Annotated in this window: 25 protein-coding genes; 8 read left to right on the plus strand and 17 right to left on the minus strand. The window is 69.8% G+C overall.

Translation table 11 applies throughout. From position 1 onward, the window contains the following. Positions 1-4: 4 nt before the first annotated feature. The 10 genes from C8D87_RS33965 to rimP all read right to left on the minus strand — a co-directional run bounded on the left by C8D87_RS33965 (position 5) and on the right by rimP (position 11728). Positions 5-1366, minus strand: a complete 1362-nt coding sequence (locus C8D87_RS33965) for an MFS transporter (protein WP_215732571.1) — start codon at positions 1364-1366, stop codon at positions 5-7. Between the two features lie 284 nt (positions 1367-1650). Then, positions 1651-2988 (minus strand): MATE family efflux transporter, encoded by a 1338-nt coding sequence (locus C8D87_RS33975; RefSeq protein ID WP_112229808.1) that lies wholly within the window; start codon positions 2986-2988, stop codon positions 1651-1653. Between the two features lie 531 nt (positions 2989-3519). Continuing rightward, positions 3520-4653, minus strand: coding sequence for an ROK family transcriptional regulator (locus C8D87_RS33980; RefSeq protein ID WP_112229810.1), 1134 nt, complete (start codon positions 4651-4653; stop codon positions 3520-3522). Beyond that, positions 4650-5636 carry a DHH family phosphoesterase gene (locus C8D87_RS33985; RefSeq protein ID WP_112229812.1) on the minus strand — a complete coding sequence of 329 codons (987 nt, stop codon included), beginning with the start codon at positions 5634-5636 and terminating at the stop codon, positions 4650-4652. The genes C8D87_RS33980 and C8D87_RS33985 overlap by 4 nt, the downstream gene beginning before the upstream one ends. A gap of 135 nt (positions 5637-5771) precedes the next feature. Further along, positions 5772-6221: a 30S ribosome-binding factor RbfA gene (rbfA, locus tag C8D87_RS33990; RefSeq protein ID WP_109633811.1), complete on the minus strand. Its 450-nt coding sequence runs from the start codon at positions 6219-6221 to the stop codon at positions 5772-5774. 13 nt (positions 6222-6234) lie between these two features. After that, entirely contained in the window at positions 6235-6531 is a 297-nt protein-coding gene (locus C8D87_RS33995; protein WP_109633814.1) for a DUF503 domain-containing protein, read from the minus strand. 71 nt (positions 6532-6602) lie between these two features. Next, positions 6603-9740 (minus strand): translation initiation factor IF-2, encoded by a 3138-nt coding sequence (gene infB / locus C8D87_RS34000; RefSeq protein WP_112229814.1) that lies wholly within the window; start codon positions 9738-9740, stop codon positions 6603-6605. 87 nt (positions 9741-9827) lie between these two features. Next, entirely contained in the window at positions 9828-10175 is a 348-nt protein-coding gene (locus tag C8D87_RS34005) for a YlxR family protein (RefSeq protein WP_109633819.1), read from the minus strand. Between the two features lie 18 nt (positions 10176-10193). Further along, on the minus strand, positions 10194-11207 hold the full coding sequence (gene nusA / locus C8D87_RS34010; protein WP_109633822.1) for a transcription termination factor NusA: 1014 nt from the start codon (positions 11205-11207) through the stop codon (positions 10194-10196). Next, positions 11204-11728, minus strand: coding sequence for a ribosome maturation factor RimP (gene rimP / locus C8D87_RS34015; RefSeq protein WP_109633824.1), 525 nt, complete (start codon positions 11726-11728; stop codon positions 11204-11206). The genes nusA and rimP overlap by 4 nt, the downstream gene beginning before the upstream one ends. A 128-nt stretch (positions 11729-11856) precedes the next feature. Here rimP and C8D87_RS34020 point away from each other — a divergent pair, with 128 nt between their 5' ends. Both C8D87_RS34020 and C8D87_RS34025 read left to right on the plus strand, forming a co-directional pair. Continuing rightward, positions 11857-12300 (plus strand): hypothetical protein, encoded by a 444-nt coding sequence (locus C8D87_RS34020; RefSeq protein ID WP_233439296.1) that lies wholly within the window; start codon positions 11857-11859, stop codon positions 12298-12300. Next, entirely contained in the window at positions 12297-12725 is a 429-nt protein-coding gene (locus tag C8D87_RS34025) for a ferritin-like domain-containing protein (RefSeq protein WP_112229816.1), read from the plus strand. Before C8D87_RS34020 ends, C8D87_RS34025 begins: the two co-directional genes overlap by 4 nt. 4 nt (positions 12726-12729) lie before the next feature. Here the strand turns inward: C8D87_RS34025 and C8D87_RS34030 are convergent, their stop codons facing one another. From C8D87_RS34030 to C8D87_RS34055, 6 genes are read right to left on the minus strand one after another with little or no spacing between them, the layout of a single operon-like run. Then, positions 12730-13458: a hypothetical protein gene (locus C8D87_RS34030; RefSeq protein ID WP_109633829.1), complete on the minus strand. Its 729-nt coding sequence runs from the start codon at positions 13456-13458 to the stop codon at positions 12730-12732. Between the two features lie 55 nt (positions 13459-13513). Further along, a complete protein-coding gene (locus C8D87_RS34035) occupies positions 13514-14467 on the minus strand; it encodes an aminotransferase class V-fold PLP-dependent enzyme (RefSeq protein WP_112229818.1) in 954 nt (317 codons plus the stop codon). Continuing rightward, on the minus strand, positions 14460-14924 hold the full coding sequence (locus tag C8D87_RS34040; RefSeq protein ID WP_112229820.1) for a DUF4442 domain-containing protein: 465 nt from the start codon (positions 14922-14924) through the stop codon (positions 14460-14462). Before C8D87_RS34040 ends, C8D87_RS34035 begins: the two co-directional genes overlap by 8 nt. A gap of 11 nt (positions 14925-14935) precedes the next feature. Next, positions 14936-15883, minus strand: a complete 948-nt coding sequence (locus C8D87_RS34045) for a glycosyltransferase (RefSeq protein WP_112229822.1) — start codon at positions 15881-15883, stop codon at positions 14936-14938. Between the two features lie 9 nt (positions 15884-15892). Then, positions 15893-16462 (minus strand): hypothetical protein, encoded by a 570-nt coding sequence (locus C8D87_RS34050; RefSeq protein WP_112229824.1) that lies wholly within the window; start codon positions 16460-16462, stop codon positions 15893-15895. A 1-nt stretch (position 16463) separates the two neighbouring features. Continuing rightward, the gene (locus tag C8D87_RS34055; RefSeq protein WP_112229826.1) at positions 16464-17303 is read right to left on the minus strand and encodes an NAD(P)-dependent oxidoreductase; all 840 of its coding nucleotides are present in this window, start codon (positions 17301-17303) and stop codon (positions 16464-16466) included. A 115-nt stretch (positions 17304-17418) separates the two neighbouring features. On the opposite strand from C8D87_RS34055, the gene C8D87_RS34060 reads away from it, so the two are divergent. The 3 genes from C8D87_RS34060 to C8D87_RS34070 are packed head-to-tail and all read left to right on the plus strand — an operon-like array spanning position 17419 to position 19361. Next, positions 17419-18381 (plus strand): GlxA family transcriptional regulator, encoded by a 963-nt coding sequence (locus C8D87_RS34060; RefSeq protein WP_112229828.1) that lies wholly within the window; start codon positions 17419-17421, stop codon positions 18379-18381. A 10-nt stretch (positions 18382-18391) separates the two neighbouring features. After that, the gene (locus C8D87_RS34065) at positions 18392-18949 is read left to right on the plus strand and encodes a sugar O-acetyltransferase (protein ID WP_233442429.1); all 558 of its coding nucleotides are present in this window, start codon (positions 18392-18394) and stop codon (positions 18947-18949) included. 4 nt (positions 18950-18953) lie between these two features. Further along, positions 18954-19361 (plus strand): secondary thiamine-phosphate synthase enzyme YjbQ, encoded by a 408-nt coding sequence (locus C8D87_RS34070; protein ID WP_112229830.1) that lies wholly within the window; start codon positions 18954-18956, stop codon positions 19359-19361. On the opposite strand, the gene C8D87_RS34075 is transcribed toward C8D87_RS34070, so the two are convergent. Beyond that, positions 19257-20216 (minus strand): ABC transporter permease, encoded by a 960-nt coding sequence (locus C8D87_RS34075; protein ID WP_233442430.1) that lies wholly within the window; start codon positions 20214-20216, stop codon positions 19257-19259. The genes C8D87_RS34070 and C8D87_RS34075 overlap by 105 nt on opposite strands. A 118-nt stretch (positions 20217-20334) precedes the next feature. Between C8D87_RS34075 and C8D87_RS34080 the strand changes: the two genes are divergently transcribed. The 3 genes from C8D87_RS34080 (at position 20335) to C8D87_RS45380 (ending at position 22642) form a co-directional block, all read left to right on the plus strand. Further along, complete coding sequence (locus tag C8D87_RS34080) at positions 20335-21315, plus strand: hypothetical protein (RefSeq protein ID WP_112229834.1); 981 nt, start codon at positions 20335-20337, stop codon at positions 21313-21315. An 85-nt stretch (positions 21316-21400) separates the two neighbouring features. Beyond that, positions 21401-22291 carry an AAA family ATPase gene (locus C8D87_RS34085; RefSeq protein WP_170166685.1) on the plus strand — a complete coding sequence of 297 codons (891 nt, stop codon included), beginning with the start codon at positions 21401-21403 and terminating at the stop codon, positions 22289-22291. A gap of 117 nt (positions 22292-22408) precedes the next feature. Beyond that, positions 22409-22642 carry a hypothetical protein gene (locus tag C8D87_RS45380; RefSeq protein ID WP_146771948.1) on the plus strand — a complete coding sequence of 78 codons (234 nt, stop codon included), beginning with the start codon at positions 22409-22411 and terminating at the stop codon, positions 22640-22642. The last annotated feature ends 49 nt before the right edge of the window (positions 22643-22691 follow it).

A 22691-nucleotide genomic window follows, 5' to 3' on the forward strand; every position in this document is an offset into this window, starting at 1 on the left:
AATCCTAAGCGACGCGCAGAGCGTCCCAACGACGACGCCGCAACTGCACCGGCACCGCCTCACCACGCTCCTCTGCCGCGAACACCGCCGCACGCGCGCGCCGCCACCACACGAGCATCCGCCAGCCACCCAGCGCCAGCACGACGACGCAGAAGCTGAGCGCGACCCGGAACGCCGTCTGCGGCGTCACGAGGTTCTCGAGCAGGTCCAGCAACACACCCACACCCAGTGCCGCGACGGTCACCGCGAGGAAGCCGCCGACGTTGACCAGGCCGCTCGCCGTGGACTGGCGGTGCGACGGGTTGTAGTCGCGGGCCAACGCGAACGCGACGCCCGAGATGGGCCCGCCGACGGTCAGCACGAGGAACACGACTGCGATGACAGGCACCGGTACGTGACCGCCCGGCCACAGCAGCAGCACGCCCCACCCGGCGAACGCGAACGCCAGGAACCAGCCCGCGATCGGCATGCGCCACTCGGGATTGCGAGAGAACAACGCCCCAACGATCGGACTCGACACAATCGCACCGATGACCAGCAGTCCGAGCGTGGACGACGCCGCCTTGGGCGACATGCCCTGCGCCTGCACGAGGTACGGGTACCCCCACAGCAGACCGATCACAGCCGGTGTGGACATGGTGCTGAAGTGCGCCCAGAAGCCGAGCCGGGTGCCGGGCACGCTCCACGCCTGCCGCACCTTCGGCCAGATCTTCTTGAGCGGCACGGCTTCGGGCTTGGGAGCCGCGAAGCCGTCCGGCACGTCCCGCAGCCGCAGGAACGCGATGATCGAGTACGCGGCAGTCGCGCCGCCCGCGATGAGGAACGCCCAGGTCCACCCGATCGAGCCGAGCATGAGCGTCAACGGCACCGTGGCGACGAGGTTGCCGACACCGCCCAGCGCGGCCGTGACCGCGACCACCAGCGAGTACTGGCGCGGCGGGAAGTGCGCCGCCACGATCCGGATCACGCTGATGAACGTCATCGCGTCGCCCATGCCGAGCACGGCCCGTGCGACGAGCCCCAGCCCGTACGAGTCGGCGACGGCGAAGAGCAACTGGCCGGTGCCCATGAGCAACGCGGCGATGGTGAGAATTTTGCGCGGGCCGAAACGGTCCACGAGCAGACCGGTGGGAATCTGCATGAAGGCGTAGACGCCAACCTGCAACACGGTGAACACACCGAGCTGCGCGGGCCCGAGCCCGAACCGCTCACTCGCCTCCAGCCCGGCGACGCCGAGCGTGGTGCGGTGGAAGACGGCGGCGAAGTAGACGAAGACGGCGGTGGTCCAGATCAGCCACGAGGTACGGGTGGCGCGATCGACCGACGGCAAGACGGCACTCTCCCCAGGTCGGAGGCGGGTAGACATTAGTTACATCGCCTAAACAACCTTCTTGGTAACGATTTCATGCCGTGAGGTCGGACACAGCGCCCACCTGGGTGTCAGCTGCGTGGATGTGAGCTGCGTGGGCGTCAGCTGCGTGGGCGTCAGCTGCGTGGGCGTCAGCTGCGTGGGCGTCAGCTGCGTGGGCGTCAGCTGCGTGGGCGTCAGCTGCGTGGGCGTCAGCGCCGTGGGCGTCAGCTGCGTGGGCGTCAGCGCCGTGGGCGTCAGCGCCGTGGGCGTCAGCTGCGTGGGCGTCAGCTGCGTGGGTGTCAGCGGACCGCGCCCTCCACCGCCCAATCACCCGATCGTGTACGCCACACCACCGCGACCAGCCGCAACACCATGAACGCCGACAGCCCGGTCCAGATCCCCGCGAGCCCCCACCCGAACACGTACGAGGCCCACACCAGCGGCAGGAACCCGATCACCGCGGACCCGAGCGTCGCCGTCCGCATGAACTTCACGTCGCCCGCGCCCAGCAACACCCCGTCCAACGCGAACACCACGCCCGCGATCGGTTGCAGCGCAACGAAAAACCACCACGCGTTCGGAATTTCTCCCAGCACGCCAGCGTCCGACGTGAACGCCTGCGGCAAAACCGGTGCCAGCGCGGCGAAAACCACCCCGAGCCCGATCCCGAACACCAGCCCGTACCGAGTGACCTGCCACGCCAGCTTCTCGGCCTGCCGGCGGTTCGACGCCCCGAGCGCCGCACCGACGAGCGACTGCGCCGCGATCGCCAGCGAATCCAGCACCAGCGCGAGGAACGTCCACAGCTGCAGCACGACCTGGTGCGCCCCCACGGCCGCGACAGACGTCCGCGCCGCCACCGAAGCCGCGCTGATGAAGCACGCCTGGAACGCCAGGCTCCGCAACACCAGATCGCGCCCCATGCCGAGCTGCGCGCGCATGGCAGCCCAATGCGGCCGCAACGGCACGCGTTCGGCGAAGAGCGCCTTGATGAACAATCCGGCCGACAGCAGCTGCGCGACCACGTTGGCGATGGCCGAGCCCTCAAGCCCCCAGCCCACGCCGTAGACGAGCGCCGGGCAGAGTACCGCGCTGATGCCGTTGCCGATCAGGATGTACTTCAGGGGCCGCCGGGTGTCCTGGACGCCCCGCATCCACCCGTTGCCCGCCATCGTTACGAGGATGAACGGCGCCCCGAGCAACGCGATGCGCACCCACTGCACCGCGGCATCGGCCACGGCGCCGCCGCCCGCGAGCACCTCCGCCACGGGCCGGGCGAACAGCTGCCCGAGCAACACCACCAGCACGCCCGCCGCGACCGCCAGCCACGTCGCCTGGACGCCCTCCTCGACCGCCTCCGCACGCCGCCCGGCTCCGTGCAGCCGGGCCGTGCGCGCCGTCGTGCCGTAGGACAGGAACGTCAGCTGCGTCGACACCTGCGTGAGCAGCACACCGCCCAGTGCCAGGCCGGCCAGTGGCAACGCGCCCAGGTGCCCGACCACGGCCGTGTCGACGAGCACGTACAACGGCTCGGCTGCCAGCACCCCCAGGGCGGGCACCGCCAGCCCGATCACCCGCCGCGCGGGAACCCGATCCTCCACACGACCGAACCTAGGTGGTCGGGAAGCGCACTCCATCCCTTTAGCGATGGAAAGCACTCACCTCCTGTTCCGCTCCCCCGCGCGCTTCCTCGTACGCGAGATTCGGTAACAGCGTTTCGGGACACGGCTCACCCGTTTGAGCGATCTGAGCCGCGTCCTGCACGCCTCGTCCGCGGCAGGCGCGTCCGGCGAGCCTTCTGACGGCGACGCCGCCGGACGTCCGCACGAACACGACGGCGCCGAACGAGCTTTCGGGACACGGATCAGCCGTTCGAGCGACCAAGACCACGCCCCGCACGCCCGTCCACAACAGCCGCGACCGCGAAGCCTCCTACAGCCGCGCCCGAGAAGCCTTCCGACAGCAACACCATCAGAAACCCGCACGAACACGACGGCACCGAACGAACCCTCAGGACACGTCTCAGCCGCACGAGCGACCAAGACCACGCCCCGCACACCCGCCCGCAACAACCGCGCCCGAGAAAGCCCTCCTACAGCAACACCATCAGAGAACCCACACGAACACCGAACAGATCCGCAGGACGCGGACCAGCCGCCAAAGCCGACCTAGGCCCGCTGCGGCAAGCCGAACACCCGCTCCCGAGCCACCGCGAGAGCCGAGTGCAGAGCTCCCGAGCGCACGGGGTTGGCGGTGATCTGCGCGAGCTGCACCGGAGTGCGCGGCACCACCAGCTTGCGCAGTTCCGACGACACCAGCTCGCACAACGTCTCGCCGCCGGCCTGTGCCACTCCGCCCGACAGCAGCACCAGTTCCGGATCGAGCACGCACACCACGTTCGCCAGACCCAAAGCGATCCTACGAGCGAGGTCTGACAAAAACGCGCGTCCCTCGGTGCCGGTGGTCAGCGCGTGTGCGACGGCCTCCAGGCCGGAGTCGGCGGAGATGCCGTGGGTGGCGGCCAGCGCCACGATGGCGTCGCTGTCCACCTGGTCGCCGTAGCGTCCGCCCGGTACCTGCATCGAGTCGATCTCGCCCGCGCCGCCGGTGACGCCGCGCAGCAGCACGCCGTTGACCACGACTGCCGAGCCGATCTCGTCGGCTGGCCAGAAGAGCACGAAGTTGCGCACGCCCACGGCCTTGCCGGAGCTCATCTCCTCCAGGGCGGCCAGGTTGATGTCGTTCTCGATCGACACCGACGTGCCCAGCAGCTCGCGCAGGGTGGCGGGGAGGTCGACGTCCACGAGTCCCGGCAGGTGCGGCGCGAAGCCCAGGTGGCCGGTGGCGGGGTCGACCGCGCCCGGCGTGCCGACCACGACGTGGGACAGCGAGTCCAGGCGCAGGCCGGCGAGCGCCGCTGCCTTCTGCACGGTCTCGCGGAACGCCGCCAGGGTGTTCTCCTTGGGCATCGGCGCGCTGTGTTCGGCCAGCAGTGAGCCGGTGATGTCCGCGATGGCCACATCGATGAGGTCCGGCGTCAGCGCCACGGCCGCCACGTGCCCCACGCCGCCGTTGACGGCCCACATCTGGGCGCGTGGGCCGCGGCCGCCGCCGCGCAAGCCCGTGCGCACGACCATGCCGTCTTCTTCGAGGCGTGCCAGCAGCTGCGCTGTCGCGGGCTTGGAGAGGCCGATGACCTCTTCCAGCTCGGCGCGCGTCATCGCGCCGCTGCGCAGCAGCGTTTCGATGGCCGCCCGGTCGTTGATCTCCCGCAGCAGCCGCGGGCTTCCTGTCCTTGTCATGACTCCACCCGCTCCAACGCGCCCTTGAGCGCGGCGACGACCTGCTCCGCGGCCCCGTCGAACGTGAACCCGGCCGCCAGCCGGTGCCCACCGCCGCCGAGCACCTGCGCCACCTCACGCACATCGACCTGGCTGACGGCTCGTAGCGAGACCGACCAGAACCCGGGCCGCAACTCCTTCAGCACAGCGGCCACCTCGGCCTCGGATGCGGAGCGCACGACGTCGATCACGCTCTCCACCTCCTCGCTGCGCACGTCCCGCGCGTCGTCCATGCCCACCACGGCGTGCACGAGCCCCAGCCCGCCGGCGGCACGCTCGTCCAGCTCGGCCTTGGCGAGCACTCGCGACAACATGCCCAAGTAAGCGAACGGATGCGCGTCCATCAACGGACGAGTGACGCTGTACGCATCGACGCCGGTCTGCAACAGCCGGGCCGCCGTCTCGTGCGCCGCGGGTCCTGCCTTCCGGAAGCCCCCGGTGTCCGTCACAAGCCCGGCGTAGATGCACCGCGCGATCGGCTCGTCGACTTCAACGCCCATCTCGTCGAGCAGTCGAAGCGCGATGAGCGCTGTGGCCTCGGCGTGCTCGTCAATGCAGTGCAACGTGCCGTAACGCGTGTTCGACACGTGGTGGTCGATGACGATGACGGGGCCCTTGGCCCGCTCAACCCGGTCAGCGAGCGGCCCCAGCCGCTGCAAGCTTCCGGTGTCCATGACGACGAGCAGCTCGGGCTCCTGCGGCACGTCGTCTCTGTGCACCAGCAGCCCGGCCGTGTCCAAGGCCTTCAAACTTTCGGGCACGTCCTCCGGCTCACCGAAGGCCACGCGCACCACGACTCCGCGCCGATGCAGCGCGAGCCCCACCGCCAACGCACTCCCGAGCGTGTCCGCGTCGGGGTTGATGTGGCCGAACAGGGTCACATCACGGGCGTCGGCCAGTAACCGCGCAGCCTCGGCAATGGTGGTGCTCAGGTCATCTGCCACAGGGAGACGTTAGCTGCTCACGATCGCAATGTGCCGCAGGGCACCCACCGACAAGACCATTTCCGCGGTCTGACGAGGTGACCGCGCCTGACAACGCGAGGTGGGGTGGTTCCGTCCCACCCCACACGCGGACGATCAGTCGTCGTCCTCGTCCTCACGAGGCGCCTTGTAAGGATCCGCCTCGCCGGCGGGCTGAGCCCCTGCCGCCAGCCGGGCCACCTCGGCGTCAGCCGCCTGAGCGCGGGCCAGCAGCTCATCCATCTTCCGCGCCGTGTCCGGCACGGTGTCCGTGATGAACGTCAAAGTGGGCGTGAACCGGACCCCGGTCTGCTGCCCGACCATGGACCGCAGCACACCCTTGGCCTTTTCCAGAGCCGCGGCGGCTCCGGCGAGATCGGGCTCGGAATCCAACCGCTCGCCGAGAACCGTGTAGTACACGGTCGCGTCGTGCAGGTCCCCGGTCACCTTCGTGTCGGTGATGGTGACCCGAGCCAGCCGAGGATCCTTGACCTCGTGCTCCAGAGCCGAAGCGACGATCTGCGAGATCCTCTTGGCGAGCTTGCGGGCACGTGCCGTGTCGGCCACGAGCCTCCCCTTCCTAGTCGTCCTCCGGCCCGACGAGACGCGTGCGGGCGGAGAGCAGTTCCAGTTCGGGTCGTCCTGCGACCAGCCTTTCACAGCCGGCCAGGACTTCCCTGACATGCGCCGCATCACCGGAGACCGCGGCAACACCGATCAACGCGCGCCGATGCAGATCCTGATGACCGGCTTCGGAAGCGGCAACTTCGAAGCGCTTGCGCAGTTCGGCCACGACGGGCCGGACGACAGAGCGCTTCTCCTTCAGCGAGTGGACGTCACCCAAAAGCACGTCCAGTTCCAGAGCCCCCACGTACATGGGCAAGATCCTCCAGAAGAAAAGGGTGCGGAGCCACCGGTTAAACGGCTCCGCACCCCCATCCAGGCCTATCAGGCGCGCGGCTTCTCGCGCATCTCGTAGGTCTCGATGACGTCCTCGAGCTTGAGGTCGCTGTAGTTGCCGAGCGTGAGACCACACTCGAAACCTTCGCGGACCTCGGTGGCGTCGTCCTTGAACCGCTTGAGCGAGCTGATCGGGAGGTTCTCCGCGATCACCTTGCCGTCACGGATCAGGCGAGCGCGCGCGTTGCGGCGGATCTCGCCCGACAGGACCATGCAGCCCGCGATCGTGCCGACCTTGGAGGACTTGAAGACGTCGCGGATCTCGGCGCGGCCGAGCTGGACCTCTTCGTACTCCGGCTTGAGGAGACCCTTGAGGGCCGCCTCGATCTCGTCGATCGCCTGGTAGATGACCGTGTAGTAACGGACGTCCACACCCTCGCGGTTCGCGAGTTCGGTCGCCTTGCCCTCGGCCCGGACGTTGAAGCCCAGGACGATGGCGGAACCGGCCACGGCGAGGTTGATGTCGCCTTCGGTGATGCCACCGACACCGCGGTGGATCACGCGCAGCTCGACGTCGTCGCCGACCTCGATCTTCATGAGCGCGTCCTCGAGGGCCTCGACGGTACCCGAGTTGTCACCCTTGATGATCAAGGTGAGAGCGCTGGTTTCCTTCAGCGCCGCATCCAGGTCTTCCAGGCTGACGCGCTTGCGCTTCGCGGCGTTCTGCGCGTTGCGGGTGCGGGCCTGACGACGCTCGGCGATCTGGCGGGCGACGCGGTCCTCGTCGACGACGAGGAACGAGTCACCGGCGCGCGGCACCGACGTGAGGCCGATGACCTGCACCGGACGCGACGGGGTCGCGTCGTGGACGTCGTCGCCGTGCTCGTCCACCATGCGGCGGACGCGGCCGTAGGCATCGCCCGCGACGATCGAGTCGCCGACGCGGAGCGTGCCGCGCTGGACCAGCACCGTGGCGACCGGACCGCGACCGCGGTCGAGGTGCGCCTCGATCGCGACACCCTGGGCCTCCATGTCCGGGTTGGCGCGGAGGTCCAGCGAAGCGTCGGCGGTCAACAGGATGGCCTCGAGGAGGCTGTCGATGTTGATGCCCTGCTTCGCGGAGATGTCGACGAACATCGTGTCGCCGCCGTACTCCTCGGCGACCAGGCCGTACTCGGTCAGCTGCTGACGGATCTTGGAGGGGTTCGCACCCTCCTTGTCGATCTTGTTCACCGCGACCACGATCGGCGCGGAGGCCGCCTGGGCGTGGTTGATCGCTTCCACCGTCTGCGGCATCACGCCGTCGTCAGCGGCGACGACGATGACCGCGATGTCGGTCGCGTTCGCACCACGGGCACGCATGGCGGTGAACGCCTCGTGACCGGGGGTGTCGATGAAGGTGATGAGCCGCGGGTTGCCCTCGAGCTCGGTCTCCACCTGGTACGCACCGATGTGCTGGGTGATGCCACCGGCCTCGCCCTCGTGCACCTTCGCCTTGCGGATGGTGTCGAGGAGTCGCGTCTTACCGTGGTCGACGTGACCCATGACGGTCACGACCGGCGGGCGAACCTGCAGGTCGTCCTCGTCACCGGCGTCCTCGCCGTAGGTGATGTCGAACGTCTCGAGCAGCTCGCGGTCCTCCTCCTCGGGGGACACGACCTGCACGACGTAGTTCATCTCGGAGCCGAGCAGCTCCAGGATCTCGTCGGACACCGACTGGGTCGCCGTGACCATCTCGCCCAGGTGGAACAGCACCTGCACGAGCGACGCCGGGTTGGCGTTGATCTTGTCGGCGAAGTCGGTCAGCGAGGCACCGCGCGGCAGGCGGATCGTCTCGCCCTGCCCCTTGGGCAGGCGGACGCCACCGACCGAAGGCGCCTGCATGTTGTCCATGTACTCCTGGCGCTTCTGCCGCTTGGACTTGCGTCCACGACGCGCCGGACCACCCGGACGACCGAAGGCACCAGCGGTACCGCCGCGGCCTGCGCCGCCGCCACCACCGGGACGACCGCGGAAACCGCCGCCACCACCGGCCGGGGCGCCGCCACCGGCACCGCCACCACCGCCGGGACGGACGCCGCCGCCACCGCCACCGCCTCCGCCACCGCGGAAGCCACCGCCGCCGCCGCCACCGCCGCCACCGCCGCGGAAGCCGCCACCGCCGCCGCCCCCACCGGGACGACCGCCGCCACCGCCACCGCCACCGGGACGGCCACCGCCGCCACCAGGGCCAGGACGGTTGCCGGCCGGACGGCCCGGCATCATGCCGGGGTTCGGGCGCGGAGGCATGTTGCCCGGGTTGGGGCGAGGACCGCCCTGACCGGGAGCGGGACGAGGCCCACCCTGGCCGGGAGCAGGACGAGGTCCGCCCTGACCGGGAGCAGGACGGCCGCCACCCTGGGCAGCCGCCGGACGGGGACCGGCAGGACGCGGGTCACCGGGCTTCGGGCCGGAGGGGCGGTCGCCGCCCTGCTCCGGACGCGGGCCGGGACGAGGTCCAGGACGCGGGCCGGGAGCGTTGCCGCCACCGACGCCGAAGGGGTTGTTGCCCGGACGCGGGGCACGCGGGCCGGCAGGCTTGGGAGCCTGCGTGCGCGGCGGCACCACGGACGGGGTCTGCGCACCAGCGGACGCGGCCGGAGCCTGCGGCTGCTGGGGCTGTTGCTGCTGCGGAGCCGGGCGCGGGCCCGGACGCGGGCCACCCGGCTTGCCGCCGGGAGCCGGGGCAGCCTTGGGAGCGGCCGGAGCCGACGCGGCGGGTGCCGGTGCGGCGGCGGCCGGAGCCTCGGGCTGCTGGACGGGCGTGGCCGGAGCCTGCGCGGCCGGAGCGGCGGGCGCGGGCTTGGGGGCCGGGGGACGCGGAGCCGCGGGCTTCGGGCCGGGAACGGCCTTGGGCGCAGCGGGCTTGCTGTCCGTCGTGGCTGCCGGCTTCGACTCCGCCGGGGCGGCGGGCGCTGCGGCAGCAGCGGGTGCGGGTGCCTTGGGCTTCGGAGCGGCCGGCTTGGGAGCCGACGGCTTCGAGGACTTGGCTTCGTAGGCGTCACGAAGCCGCCGGGCCACGGGGGCCTCGACGGTCGAGGACGCGGACTTCACGTACTCGCCTTGTTCGGCGAGCTTGTTGAGAACTTCCTTGCTCGTAACACCGAGCTCTTTCGCGAGCTCGTGCACGCGGGCCTTGCCTGCCACTGCTCTCCTTGGTCGTGAGGCCGGCGGGCAAGTCCCATCGACCTCGTCTTAACGTCGCGCGTTCATGTCTTCAGCTTCACGGCTGACTCATGACGGGTCGACCTGCTTCCTTGTTTCTTGCTGACCTCGGGGCTGTCCCGAGGCCTTGTTCCCGTGCTGCTCCAAGTGCTCGCGCAACAAAGCGACGTCGAGTGCCCCCTGGACCCGGAGGGCCCTCGAGAACGCCCGTCGCCGCTCGGCGTTGCGCAGACATTCGAGATCGAAATGCAACCAAGCACCCCGACCAGGAAGCCGCCTGCGGACGTCCGGAACCACCGAACCGTCCACCGCGACCACACGCAGCAGCTCAGAGGGCAACGTCCGGGTACGGCATCCAATGCACGTGCGAACAGGGCCGATGTGTTGGGTGACCGAACCCGACGTTGAACCGTTGATGAGTCTATCCCCTGGAGCTCATTCGGCCGAACTGGATGTGACTGCTCCGGCAGCCGGAGACTCCGCATCGCTGCGGATGTCGATGCGCCAGCCGGTCAGGCGGGCGGCCAGGCGGGCGTTCTGCCCCTCCTTGCCGATCGCCAGCGACAGCTGGAAGTCCGGCACCACGACACGTGCCGTCTTGGCACGCTCGTCGAGCACCCGTACGGACACAACCTTCGCAGGTGACAACGCATTCCCGACGAAAGTAGCGGGGTCGTCCGAGTGGTCGATGATGTCGATCTTCTCACCGCCGAGCTCGTGCATCACGTTGCGCACACGGGCACCCATCGGGCCGATGCAGGCGCCCTTCGCGTTCACGCCGGAGACCGTCGAACGGACCGCGATCTTCGAACGGTGACCTGCCTCACGTGCCACCGCGGGGATCTCCACGGTGCCGTCCGCGATCTCCGGAACCTCGAGGGCGAACAGCCGCCGCACGAGGTTCGGATGCGTCCGCGAGAGAGCGATCTGCGGTCCGCGCGCACCGCGGGACACGCTCACGACGTAGCACTTGATGCGCTCGCCGTGGTTGTACTGCTCCCCCGGCACCTGCTCGGCCGGCGGCAGCACGCCCTCGGTGTCGCCCACCTGGACGACGACCATGCCGCGGGCGTTCGCGCGGGCGTCGCGCTGCACCACACCGGCGATGATCTCGCCCTCCTTGGCGGCGAACTCGCCGAAGGTGCGCTCGTGCTCCGCGTCGCGCAGGCGCTGCAGGATCACCTGGCGCGCGGTGGTCGCGGCGATGCGGCCGAAGCCTTCCGGAGTGTCGTCCCACTCCTCCTGCACCGCGCCGTCCGGACCCAGCTCCTGCGCGAGCACGCGCACGACCCCGGTCTTGCGGTCGATCTCGACTCGCGAGTGCGAGTGATGCCCTTCGGTGTGCTTGTAGGCGGTCAGCAGTGCTGACTCGATCGCCTCGAGGACCGTCTCGAAGGGGATGTCCTTTTCACGTTCGATCGCCCTGAGGGCGGCGATGTCGACGTTCACCTCGGCTCCTCCTTCGGTGCTTTCCGAGTGAGCCGAGCCAGTTCTTCGACCGGCGGCTGCTTGAACTCGATCTCCATGACCGCGCGTTCGATGTGGCGGTACTCCACGCGCTTCAGCTCGCCCTGGTGCAGCAGCTCGACACCGGTCTCGTCGCACTCGCCGACCCGGCCGAACCACTCGACCTGCTCCGGCTGCTTGATCTTCACGAGACGCAGGTGCGCGCGCTTCCAGTGGCGCGGGCGGGTGAGCGGGCGGTCGACACCCGGCGAGGTGACCTCGAGGGTGTACGGCCCGTTGATCAGATGGTCGTGCGCGTCGAGCGCGGCGGAGACCACCCGGCTCGCCTCGGCGACCTCGTCGAGCCCGATGCCGTCCTCGCCGTCCACCACGACCTTGACCAGACGGCGGCGCCCAGCCTGATTCACGTCGAGTGCGTCGAGGTCGAAGCCGATCGCTTCGAGCGCTTCCCGCACAACGGGTGCTAGCTGCGCGGCAAGCTCTCCGCGCGGCGGGCTGGACACGTGGTGTCTCCTTCAGTTCGAACGCATGAAAACCCCGGCCGACGGTGTTTCGGCGGCCGTGGACGCCCAGACTATCTCCTTTGCCCGCCTCCCACCGCGCCGCACGGCTGCTGGCAATATGGGTTCGCGTGATCTCCGAATCGGTCAGCCGCCGCCGTGTGCTGTTCGCGGTGGCCGTCGCACCGCTCGCCGTTGCGTGCACCACAGAACCTCCCGCGCCACCGCCGCCGGACCCGTTGTCGGCGCTCGCGGCTCAGGCCCGTGCGGACGCCGCGCTGGCGAAGACGCTGACCACGGTGCCCGCGGCCGCGGAGATCGCCAAGGCTCGTGAGACCCACGCCGGCCTGCTGCAGGCGGAGGTCGACCGCGAACGGCCCCCGCTGTCCTCGACGGCCCCGCCGGCGCCCACCATCCCGCCCACTCCGCCGGACCCGCTGGCGGCGCTGCGGACCGCGCTCGACGACGCGGTGCGCGAGGCGTCGGCCCTCGTCGCCAAGGTGCCCACCTACCGCGCCGGTCTCGTCGGTTCGGTGGCCGCGGGCTGCGCCTCGCTGCGGGAGGTGCTCTCGTGAACGTGGACGCCGTGCAGACCGCGCTCGGCACCGAGCACGCGGCGTTGTGGACCTACGGCATGGTGGCGGCGTTCCTGGGCAACCAGGCCGCTGCCGTCGCGGAGGGCTCGAACGCGCACCGCGCGCGCCGGGACACGACCGAGCGGTGGCTGCGGGACCAGAACGCGACGCCGAACCCGCCCGCCGCCGCCTACCTGCCGCCGTCACCCGTCTCGGACGGGCCGTCCGCGCTCGCGGCGCTCGTCGCCGCCGAACAGGACACCTGTGCCGCGTGGCGCGGGGTGCTGGAGCGCACCGACGACGCGGCGCTGCGGACCACGGCGCTGGAGGCGCTGACGACGGCGGCGGTGCGCGCGACCCGGTGGCGCAAGGCCGCCGGAACCACCCCGGCATCGATCGCGATGCCGGGTGTCGCCTCCGGCTAGCGGGTCAGCTGCCGAAGGAGGACGCGAGCCTGATCGCGTCCGCGGAGACCTTCTTCATCTCCTTGTTGTGGGTGAGCGCGTCGGCGGACTTGACCGGCGAGTCGGACTCGACGATCACGACCAGCTGGTCGCGCTGCTCGGAGGCGTACCCGCCGTTGGCCAGCGTGGTCAGCGGCGGCACGCTGATCGCCTTGTCCAGGACCAGGTCCTTGACGTTGCCGGTGCCGTCCTTCTGGGTCAGCTCCCGCAGCTGCCTGGCTTCGTCGGCCGTCCGCATCTTCACCACGGACACCGACGAGAACACGGCCCTGCCGTCGGGCAGCTTGGCCGTGTAGAAGGCCCGCGTCAGCTGCAGGCACGGCGTGGTCTTGAGGAACGCCTGCGTCTGCCCCGTCGCGTGGGCCGCGCAGTCGCTGTCCTTCACCGGCTCCGGCAGCTGCGGCACGGTGGTGAACTCGAACTCCCCCGCGGTCTTCTGCGGCTGCGCCACGGGCTGGTCCACCGGGTCCGACGGCTGCAACACCCACCACACGAACCCCGACACCACCGCGACGCCGACGAGCGCCAGCGCCTTGCCCACCCACGTCGTCCTGCGCGGCGGTGACGGCGGCTGCGGGGGCAGCTGCCCCTGGCGGTTGTCCATGATCGACTGGAGCTTCATCAGCTCGTCGGCCGGGTAGAGCGGCGCGGTGTCGGTTGGCCTCGGTGGGAAGCGAGGCAGGTTCTGGGTCACCTCTTCAGGTGACTGGCGTGGTTCCGACACAAGGACCCACGGTAACGGACGGCGGTCAGCCAAGCGCTTTGAGCACCCGATCCACGTCCTCGACCGTGTTGTACAGGTGACAGGCGAACCGCGTCCTGCCTGCGCGAATCGACGACACGACGCCGGGGATGTGGGGCACGTCAACCGAGACGATCGCCGAGCCGTTGGGGCTGAGTCCCAGTCCGGTCAGCAGGTGATCCGTCAGATTCACGCAGTGCGCGCGCACGGCCTCCAGGTCGAGTGTGGCGATCCACGGGAGCGCCACGGCGGCACCCACGTGTGCGAACCATGTCGGCGAGAGGTCGAACCGCCGTGCGTCCGGACGGAGCAGCAGCTCGATCCCGTAGTTCTCCTCGGTGCTGTACCAGTTCGCGGCCACCGGCCTGAGAAAGTCCATCCGGTCCGGCCGCACCGCCATCCAGGCCGCGCCGCGCGGTGCCATCAGCCACTTGTAGGCGACACCGACGACGAAGTCGGCCCACGCCAGCGACAACGGCATCCACCCCGCGGCCTGCGAGACGTCGAGCAGCACCGGCTTGCCCGACGCCCGCAACGCTTCGAGGTCCGCGATCGCACCGTCCGCCGACTGGACCACGCTCAGCGCGACGAGATCCGCTTCGTCCACAGTGGACACGATCTTGTGCCCGGCCGCGACGAACGGCAGCGTCACGCTGGTGAACTCGCCGTCGTGCAGGAAGACCTTCGAACCCGCCGGCAACGCCTGCGCGACCATCGACACGAACTGCGAGACCGTGGCGCCGCATGCGACCGACGTCGCGGGCACCCCGACCAACTGGCCGAACGCCGCACGTGAGGTCTCGACGACCTCGTTGAAGGACGACGACGTGTCCTGACCGCGCCGCCATCGTTCGTGCGAGGCCGCGACCGCGTCGGCGACGTGCCGCGGAGGCACGCCGATGGACGCCGTGTTGAGGTAACCGGGCTCGATGTCGAAGACCGCCCCGAACGCCTCACGCATGGGCGAGCTGCTTACCGCGCTTACGTCGCGCGTAGACCTGCTTCTTCACCTTTGCGATCACGGTTCCATCCTGCCCCACGACGTCCGTCTCGAACCAGATCAACGCCTTCTCCCCGGAGGCGGTCTGGTCCAGCACCTGCTCGACGTGCTCGTCGGTCAGCCGGAACTCGGCGTAGACGGTGCCGCGGCCGGGCGCGACGAACTCGATCTCGCCGGCCTGGTCCCACACCACGTGCTCGCCGCCGAGCTGGTTGAACAACAGCAGCACCCAGAACGGGTCGGTCATCGCGAACAGCGAGCCACCGAAGTGGGTGCCGAAGAAGTTGCGGTTCCACGGGCGCAGACGCATCTTGACGCGCGCGTACCGGTAGTCCGGCGAGATCTCGACAACGCGGATCCCGGCGAACAGGAACGGCGGCCACAGGTTCATGCCCAGGCGCAGGCGGCTTGCCTTCATAAAAAACAGTGTTACACAACGCCCGCCAGACTGTCCGCAACTTCCTGCGGCGAAGGCATGTGACGTATCTCTTTCGCCATCTGACCTGCAGCTTTTCTGTGTTCTCCGTCCATCAGCAACCGTTGTGCGCACTCCGCGACCGCCTCGGCACTCACCGCGTCCGGCCGCACGCCCGCACCGGCTTCGACGACAGCGGCGGCGTTGCCGAACTGGTCGGCGCCTTGTGGCAACACGACCTGTGGGACCCCCTCGGCCAGGGCAGCCAGCATCGTGCCGCTGCCGCCGTGGTGGACGACGACGTCCGCCTGCCTGATCACTTCGGTCTGCGGCAGCCACGGGTGCACCGTGACGTTCGGTGGCAGGCCGGTGAGCTGGACGCGGGGTGCGGCGACGACCACCTGCGCGTCCAGCTTCCCGAGCCCCGCGATGGCCGTGGTGAGCACGGACTCCGTGCCGAACGCGGTGCCGAGCGTGAGGTAGATCAGCTTGTCGTGGGTGCGCTGGGGCACCTCACCGGGAGCTGAGTGCGGCACCGGCCGCAGCAGGATGCGGTCGTCCTGGAAGCCGGCGTCCTGCAACGAGGGCGGGCAGATGTCGATGTGCCTGCCACCGTCCGGGCGCGTGAGCCCGATGCCGTCCGGGAACATGCGGCCGAAGCCGTGCCACAGCACCGGGAACGCCCGCCTGCGCGCCTCCTTGAACACCTCGGGCACGGCCCACCCGCTGATCACCAGGTCGGGCAGGAGGCGTTCCAGCTCCGGCCTGATGTCCTCGGCGTAGATCTCGCCGAAGACCAGGTCCGGACGGAACGGCTGCAGCCCAAGCCTGTTCAGCTCGGAGTGCATCTCGTCGCCGACCGCGAAGTGGACATCGTGTCCGGCGTTGCGCAGTGCGAGCGCCAACGGGATCAACGGGTAGGTGTGGCCGACCGTCGCCATGCTGGCGAAGAGCACGCGCATGACGCGAATCTACGCGGCGACCGCTCCGTGCCACTGCCACTGCTCTCGTCGCGGCACGCCGGGTAGCTCACCGCGTCCGGTGCACCACAGCAGCAGCGCGAACGGGTCGGAATGCCGTGGTGCGTCAGGGAACAGCCGCTCGACCACGGGCGCGCAGTGCGCTGACCGCCACTCCACGCCGAAGGCCCGAGTGATGTCGTGCGTGTGCATCGTCAGCTCGGTGATGCCCATCGCGGCGAACCCGGCCGCGTCCGAAGTGCCCCACGGGTGCCACGCCCGCACGTCCGGAGTGGCCGCGGCGACTGTGCGCGACAGCAACGTGGCGGCGGTCGCGACACCCTCCAGGCAGTGCTCCAGGGACTCGGCGCGAAGGCTGCCGTGCAGGCTGGTCCAGCGGCGCTCCGCACGAGTGGTCAACAGGGCCGTGTAGCCGAGCAGGCCCTCGACGACGTGGTCGAGCGTCACGCGGCAGGACCAGTTCAAACCGTTGGCGTGGCGGGAGAAACCGTCTTCCGGCAGCGTGCCCATGACCCGCATGCAGTCGTCGGTCGTGGCGTCGAGCAATGTGGACCAGTCCATCTCAGGCCGCCCGCAGCAGTTCGATGATCCGGGCCCAGCCGTCCGCGCCATGACCGGATTCGACCGCCCTCCGCGCGTAGTCGTGCAGCAACCGCGGCAGCGCCGCGTCGACCTTCCGCACCTCGCTGGCGTGCACGAGGTGGTCCAGCGTGGCCAGATGCACGTCGAGCGTCGCGTCCGAACCGGGGTAGGAACCGGAGTCGACCTGCGGCGCGTAGCTGCTGATGAACCCCGCGACCGGGCCGAGCCAGCGGGTGGCCAGCGGCGTGAAGTGCTCGGCGGTGGCGCCGTCGGCGGTGACGAGTGCGGCGGCGTGCAGCCACCCGGTGAGCGTGGACCACATGATGCCGAGCAGTGCCGTGTCGTACAGGGCGGCCAGACCGGGGTCTGCGCCGAGGTTGATCGGCTCGGCCAGCGCCGACAACAGGCCGGACGCCTCGGCGAGGGCGTCCTGGTCGCCGCTGTAGAGGATCATCGAGCGCTGGTCGCCGATGCCCGGCGGGGTGGTCATGATGCCGCCGTCTACGTAGCGCCCGCCGCGCCTGGCCATCTCACGGGCCTGTTCCGGTGAGCCCGAGGTGAGGTTGACCAGGATGCCGGGCCGCTCGGGATCGAGGATCTCGGTCAGTGCCGGGTAGTCGAGCACGCAGGCCACGACGACAGGTGCCGAGCGTTGCGCCTCCACGGCCGAGCTCGCCGCCTGAGCCCCCTGTGCCACCAACGGTTCGGCTTTGGCGGGCGAGCGGTTCCAGACCGTGACGCGGTGCCCGGCGCGCAGGAAGGCCTCCGCGAGTGCCGAACCCATCTGACCGAGGCCGAGCACGGCAACATCGGATCGCATTGCGTTGTCCCCCAAGGGTTGTGGTTGATGTTCACCACCCTCGCAAGTCGCGCCGCGCACCGACAGTGGCAGAAATGCCTCCTGTCGAACGATTGCTGCCAGCTAGCCTGGCGGCATGAGCGTGGTGGCGATCTTGGTGACCGACGACGACGCGCCGGCTCTCTGGGACGTGTACGAGGCCGGGCTGGCGTGCGTGGTGTTCGGCGTCGACCACTTCGATCCCTGGTACACGATGCGGTTGTGCGGCCTGGACCCCGCGGCACCGCGGGCCGGGAACGGCTGGACGCTCAACCCCGAGCACGGCCTGGAAGGTCTGCACGGGGCGGACACGATCATCGTCCCGTCCGTCCCGCAGGCCGTTCTCGACGGGACCGAGCCGCTGAACCCGTTGCTGGTCAAGGAACTCCAGGACGCGGCGGACCACGGCGTGCGCATCGCCGCGTTGTGCAACGGAGCGTTCGTGCTCGCCGAAGCCGGGTTGCTCGACGGTCGCCGCGCCACCGCGCACTGGTCCTACACGGACCGTCTCGCCCGCCGGTATCCGCGGGTCGAGGTCGACGACTCCGTGCTCTACATCGAGGACGGCAACGTCCTCACGAGCGCGGGCGCGGCCGCCGGGCTCGACCTGTGCCTGCACCTGGTGCGCCAGGACCTCGGCGCGCACGTGGCCAACCAGCTGGCCCGCAAGCTGTGCGTGCCCGCGCACCGCACCGGGGGCCAGGCCCAGTTCGTCACCCGGCACGTGCCCGAGACCGACGACGACAGCATCGCGCCGGTGCTGGAGTGGGCGGTGCGGCACCTCGAACGGCCGCTCACCGTCGCCGAGCTCGCCCGCCGCGCCGGGATGAGCCAGCGCACGTTCTTCCGCCGCCTGCACGACGCCACGGGCAGCACGCCGTTGCAGTGGCTGCTCGCCCAGCGCGTCGCCCACGCCCAGGCGTTGCTGGAGACGACCTCGCTGTCCGTGGAACAGGTCGCGGGGCGGTGCGGCCTGGGGACGGGGGCGAACCTGCGCCGCCACTTCACCGCCCATGTCGGTGTCCCGCCCACTGACTACCGTCGCGCTTACACCGCTTGAAGGGACCACCTTGGGAACCAACCGCGAGAAGATGATCAAGGGCGAGCCGTACCTCTCGATGGACCCCGAACTGGAGGACGACCGGCAGCGGGCCCAGCGCCTGATGATCCGCTACAACGCCTCCGAACCGGGCGACTACGAGGGCATGCACGCTCTGCTGAAGGACTTCGTCGCGGAGATCGGCGAGAACACGGTCCTGTTGCCCCGCCTGCAGATCGAGTACGGCTACAACACGCGCATCGGCTCGAACAGCTTCATGAACTACGACGGCATCATCCTCGACTGCGGGCCTGTCACCATCGGCGACAACGTGATGATGGGACCTCGCGTGCAGCTGCTGACGGCGTTGCACCCGATCGAGGACCACGAGGCCCGGATCGCGGGCTGGGAGACGACCGCACCGATCGTCATCGGCGACAGGGTGTGGTTCGGCGGTGGCGTGATCGTGTGTCCCGGAGTCACGGTCGGCGACAACACGGTGGTCGGCGCCGGCAGTGTCGTGACGCGTGATTTGCCTGATCACGTGCTCGCGGTCGGCAACCCCGCCCGGATCGTTCGTAAGATCTGAAGCCATGCGCAGCGAGGAGATCCAGATCCGCACCGGTTCCGAGGAGGTCGTCCACGACCTCACGCGTGAGTGCGAGCGGTTCCTCGAAGACGAGACCGGCGACGGCCTGCTGCACGTGTGGGTGCCGCACGCGACCGCCGGCGTCGCCATCATCGAGACGGGTGCGGGCAGCGACGACGACCTGCTGACCGCGTTGGAGCGCATCCTGCCCCGCGACGTGAAGTGGCGGCACCGGCACGGCACCCCCGGTCACGGTCGTGACCACGTGATGCCCGCGCTGGTGCCGCCGTACGCGACGATCCCGGTGCTAGGCGGTGTGCTGGCGCTCGGGACGTGGCAGTCCATCTGCCTGGTCGACACCAACGTCGACAACCCCGTCCGGACGGTCCGGCTGAGCTTCCTTGCCGGCTAGCAGCAGCACCAGGCCGACGAGCGCGATCCCGCCGAACACCCACCACTCGGTGCTGATGGAGCCGTCGTACATGAGGCTGCGCAGGCCTTCCGTCGAGAACCGGAACGGCGTCCACGACCACAGGACCGCCTTGTAGGCCGGGTTGAGCAGCTCCGGCACCTGACCCGCCACCGCGGGCGCCATCAGGTAGAGCAGGCCGAGAACGCCCATCGCGCGGATGCCGAGGTGCTTGAACAGCCCGGCTTGCAGCAGGGCGAACGACACGGCGACGGCGAACATGAACGTGATCGCGGCCGCGCCGAACGTGACGCCCCACCACGCGAGCAGGCCGATGACCGCGCCGACGACCAGCACGGACGTGGTGAGCGCCGACAGCAGCCGGAACCGCCTTCCCTTCAGCACCACGAACAACAACCCGGCGACCATCCCGCCGACCCACAGCAGTGCGCTCGCGGCGAGCGGCGCTGTGCGTTCGGCCGCTGTGACGGCCAGGGTCTCCGTCTTGACCGGCAGCCCGGCGCCCTGGGCGACACCGGTCAGCACCTGCTGCGCGACCTGCGTGCCGGACGGGTTGACCGCGGGGTTGAGCCGGATCGTCGCCTGGCCGGGTGAGATCTCCAGAACCCCGTAGACCTCCTTGTCCGCCAGCAGGGTCCGGGCCTCGGCCGCGTCCACGGATCTGATGTCGACCTCGGCCGAGTCGGCGGCTCTGACGCGTTCCGCGATCGGCGGAGGCGCCACCACGGCGAGCGGGACGTCGTGCGGGTGCACGGTCGCCTGCACGCCGAATGTCAGCAGTCCCAGGAGAAACGCCACCACCGCGCCTGCGACGGCGGTGACCAGCGCGGTGCGCATCACTGACCTCCATTTGTTCATCACGCGTTGAATTTGATGGAACGGTACGCCCGGCGCGCCGTCGAAGTCAACGCTTGATGAATTAAGCCCCGTCAGACCCACCAGGTACCGTTTCCCCGTGACTTACCCAGGTGGCGGCGGACAGGGCGGCTGGAACGACCAGCAGGGCTGGGGCCAGCAGCAGGGTGGTGACTACTCGAGCGGTGGCTACCAGGCCGGCGGCCCTCCGCAGACGGGCGGTTTCCCCCAGCAGGGCGGCTTCCCGGACCAGGGCGGTTACCCGCAGCAGGGCGGCTTCCCGCAGCAGGGCTACGGCCAGTACGGCGGCCTGGGCGTCTACGGCGGCTTCGACAGCGAACCGCCGAAGAGCAAGAAGACCCTCTGGCTGGTGCTCGGCGCCGTCGTGCTGGTGCTGCTGGCCGGCGGCGGCCTGACGTGGTACCTGCTCTCGCGAGGCTCGGGCGACCCGAACGCGCAGAACAACCCGACCACCCCGACCAGTGCCTCGTCGCAGCCGACCACCGGCGCCTGCAAGAACGAGGGCGTGCAGTGCGTCGAGACGTCGCTCGGCTACAACTACGAGGTCCCGAAGAACTGGGACGTCGTGAGCGACGCGCGGATCCCGATCGACAAGTTCCCCGGCATCTCGCTGTCCGCCGTCACCACTTACGGCGACTACGAGTGCGAGGGCAAGCCGTTCACGAAGGGCACCAACGGCGGCGCGCTGCTCCCCAAGGGCGACATCAACCAGACCGCGACCGACTTCACCAAGGCCGTGGCGGAGCAGTTCTACGCGTCGGGCGGCACCCCGCAGGTGACGCTGACGCAGCCCAAGGCCGTGCAGATCCAGCACACCCAGAAGGACGGCAAGAAGGTCGTCGTCGAGGGCGTGCAGGTCGACGCCACGATCACCCAGTCGGCCAACAAGTGCCTGGCGAGCAAGGGCGCGGTCAAGGTCGTCGTGCTCAACGGCAGCAACAAGCTGCACGCGCTGGTGGTGAACGGCGACCTGGAGGGCGGTGGTGGTGGCACGAACCCGCCGCTGCCCAAGGAGGCCGAGCTGCAGAAGATGCTCCACTCGCTGGTGCCGACCACGTAGTCCGGTCAGCGACCGTCCGCCGACGGCACTCGCACCGCTGGGCGCCGTCCGTGCCTGCACCGCGACCCGTGCCGCGAGTGCGTCGGTGACGTGGGCCGCCGACCCCGCCCCGACCGGCGGCTGGCAGGCGGTCTCGTGCATCTCCCCGCGCGGAGCGACCCGCCGTGCCCAGGTTCCCGTGCCGTTCGTCGAGCGCGAACATGAACTCCTTGTGCTGCAAGGGCTTCTGGATGAGGTTCGCGTGCGCCGCCGCCCGCACTTCGTGACCGTGCTGGGCGAGGCGAGCGTGGGCAAGACCCGGCTGGTCTCCGAATTGGCCGCCGCCTGCACGTCTCCGGTCATGGCGTTGTGCGGTACCGCCACCGCTTTCGGTGACGACCACGGCTACGGCCCGTTGTCCGACGTCGTGCGCGGCTTCGCGTCGCCCGAGAACCTGCGCGCCGCTCTGTCTTCTTTGGTCGGTGCCGGAGAGCTGGCCGATCGGCTGCACTCGAGCCTCGCCGGGCTGGCCGGGACGTCGCCCGAGGTGCCGCCCGACTTTCCGGCGTGGCGGCGGTTCCTGGAGGAGATCGCCGATTCCGGGCCGCTGGTCGTCTTCCTGGAGGACGTGCACTGGGCCAACGACGTCGTGCTCGACTTCGTGGAGGAGCTGAGCGAACAGGCCGGTTCGGTGCCGCTGTTGGTGATCGCCACCGCGCGGCCGGAGTTGTTGCAGCGCCGTCCTTCTTGGTCGGAGGCAAGCGCAACGCCACCACGATCAGCCTGGAACCGTTGTCGCACAACAGCACCCGCAGCCTGTCGAACTCGCTGCTGGAGGCTCGGGAACTGTCAGCCGAACTGTGGCAGGCCTTGGTCTCGTGCGTGGGCGGCAACCCGTTCTTCGCGACCGAGTACGCGCGGATGGTGTCCGACCCGCGCATGCCTTGTGTGCACAACGATGGCGGCCTGCCGATGCCGCCTCCCGTGCGCAGTGTGATCACGGCTCAGGTGGACTCACTGCCACTGACGGTGAAGGCAGTCCTCGGGGACGCCGCTGTGGTGGGTGATCTCGTGTCCCCCGGCGCGGTGGCCGCTACCGGTCAGCGAGATCCCGGTGACGTCGCCAAGGCGCTGGAACTGCTGGAACAACGGGACTTCCTGCGCCGCCAGGGGCCGCAACAACGAGACGGGCGAGATCGAATACGGCTTCCGGCACTGCCTGGTGCGCGACGTCGTAACCGGCCAGCTGCCGCGCGCGGTGCGTTCGGAGAAGCAGGAGCGTGCCGCCGCCTGGTTCGCGGAACCCGCGGTGGACCTGATGCCGCACGTGGACCGCAGGACGGGCTGACACGGCAAAGGCCGCCTCCCCGGCACGGGAGAGGCGGCCTTTGCTCGTC

Origin of the sequence: Lentzea atacamensis, from assembly GCF_003269295.1 — a bacterium.
Taxonomy (GTDB): domain Bacteria; phylum Actinomycetota; class Actinomycetes; order Mycobacteriales; family Pseudonocardiaceae; genus Lentzea; species Lentzea atacamensis.

Bases quoted from the DNA above. Each gene is read 5' to 3' on its own strand.
- C8D87_RS33965 (WP_215732571.1), bottom strand. From the start codon at position 1,366: ATGTCTACCCGCCTCCGACCTGGGGAGAGTGCCGTCTTGCCGTCGGTC.
- C8D87_RS33975 (WP_112229808.1), bottom strand. From the start codon at position 2,988: ATGGAGTGCGCTTCCCGACCACCTAGGTTCGGTCGTGTGGAGGATCGG.
- C8D87_RS33980 (WP_112229810.1), bottom strand. From the start codon at position 4,653: ATGACAAGGACAGGAAGCCCGCGGCTGCTGCGGGAGATCAACGACCGG.
- C8D87_RS33995 (WP_109633814.1), bottom strand. From the start codon at position 6,531: ATGTACGTGGGGGCTCTGGAACTGGACGTGCTTTTGGGTGACGTCCAC.
- C8D87_RS34035 (WP_112229818.1), bottom strand. From the start codon at position 14,467: ATGCGTGAGGCGTTCGGGGCGGTCTTCGACATCGAGCCCGGTTACCTC.
- C8D87_RS34040 (WP_112229820.1), bottom strand. From the start codon at position 14,924: ATGAAGGCAAGCCGCCTGCGCCTGGGCATGAACCTGTGGCCGCCGTTC.
- C8D87_RS34045 (WP_112229822.1), bottom strand. From the start codon at position 15,883: ATGCGCGTGCTCTTCGCCAGCATGGCGACGGTCGGCCACACCTACCCG.
- C8D87_RS34050 (WP_112229824.1), bottom strand. From the start codon at position 16,462: ATGGACTGGTCCACATTGCTCGACGCCACGACCGACGACTGCATGCGG.
- C8D87_RS34055 (WP_112229826.1), bottom strand. From the start codon at position 17,303: ATGCGATCCGATGTTGCCGTGCTCGGCCTCGGTCAGATGGGTTCGGCA.
- C8D87_RS34060 (WP_112229828.1), top strand. From the start codon at position 17,419: ATGAGCGTGGTGGCGATCTTGGTGACCGACGACGACGCGCCGGCTCTC.
- C8D87_RS34070 (WP_112229830.1), top strand. From the start codon at position 18,954: ATGCGCAGCGAGGAGATCCAGATCCGCACCGGTTCCGAGGAGGTCGTC.
- C8D87_RS34075 (WP_233442430.1), bottom strand. From the start codon at position 20,216: ATGCGCACCGCGCTGGTCACCGCCGTCGCAGGCGCGGTGGTGGCGTTT.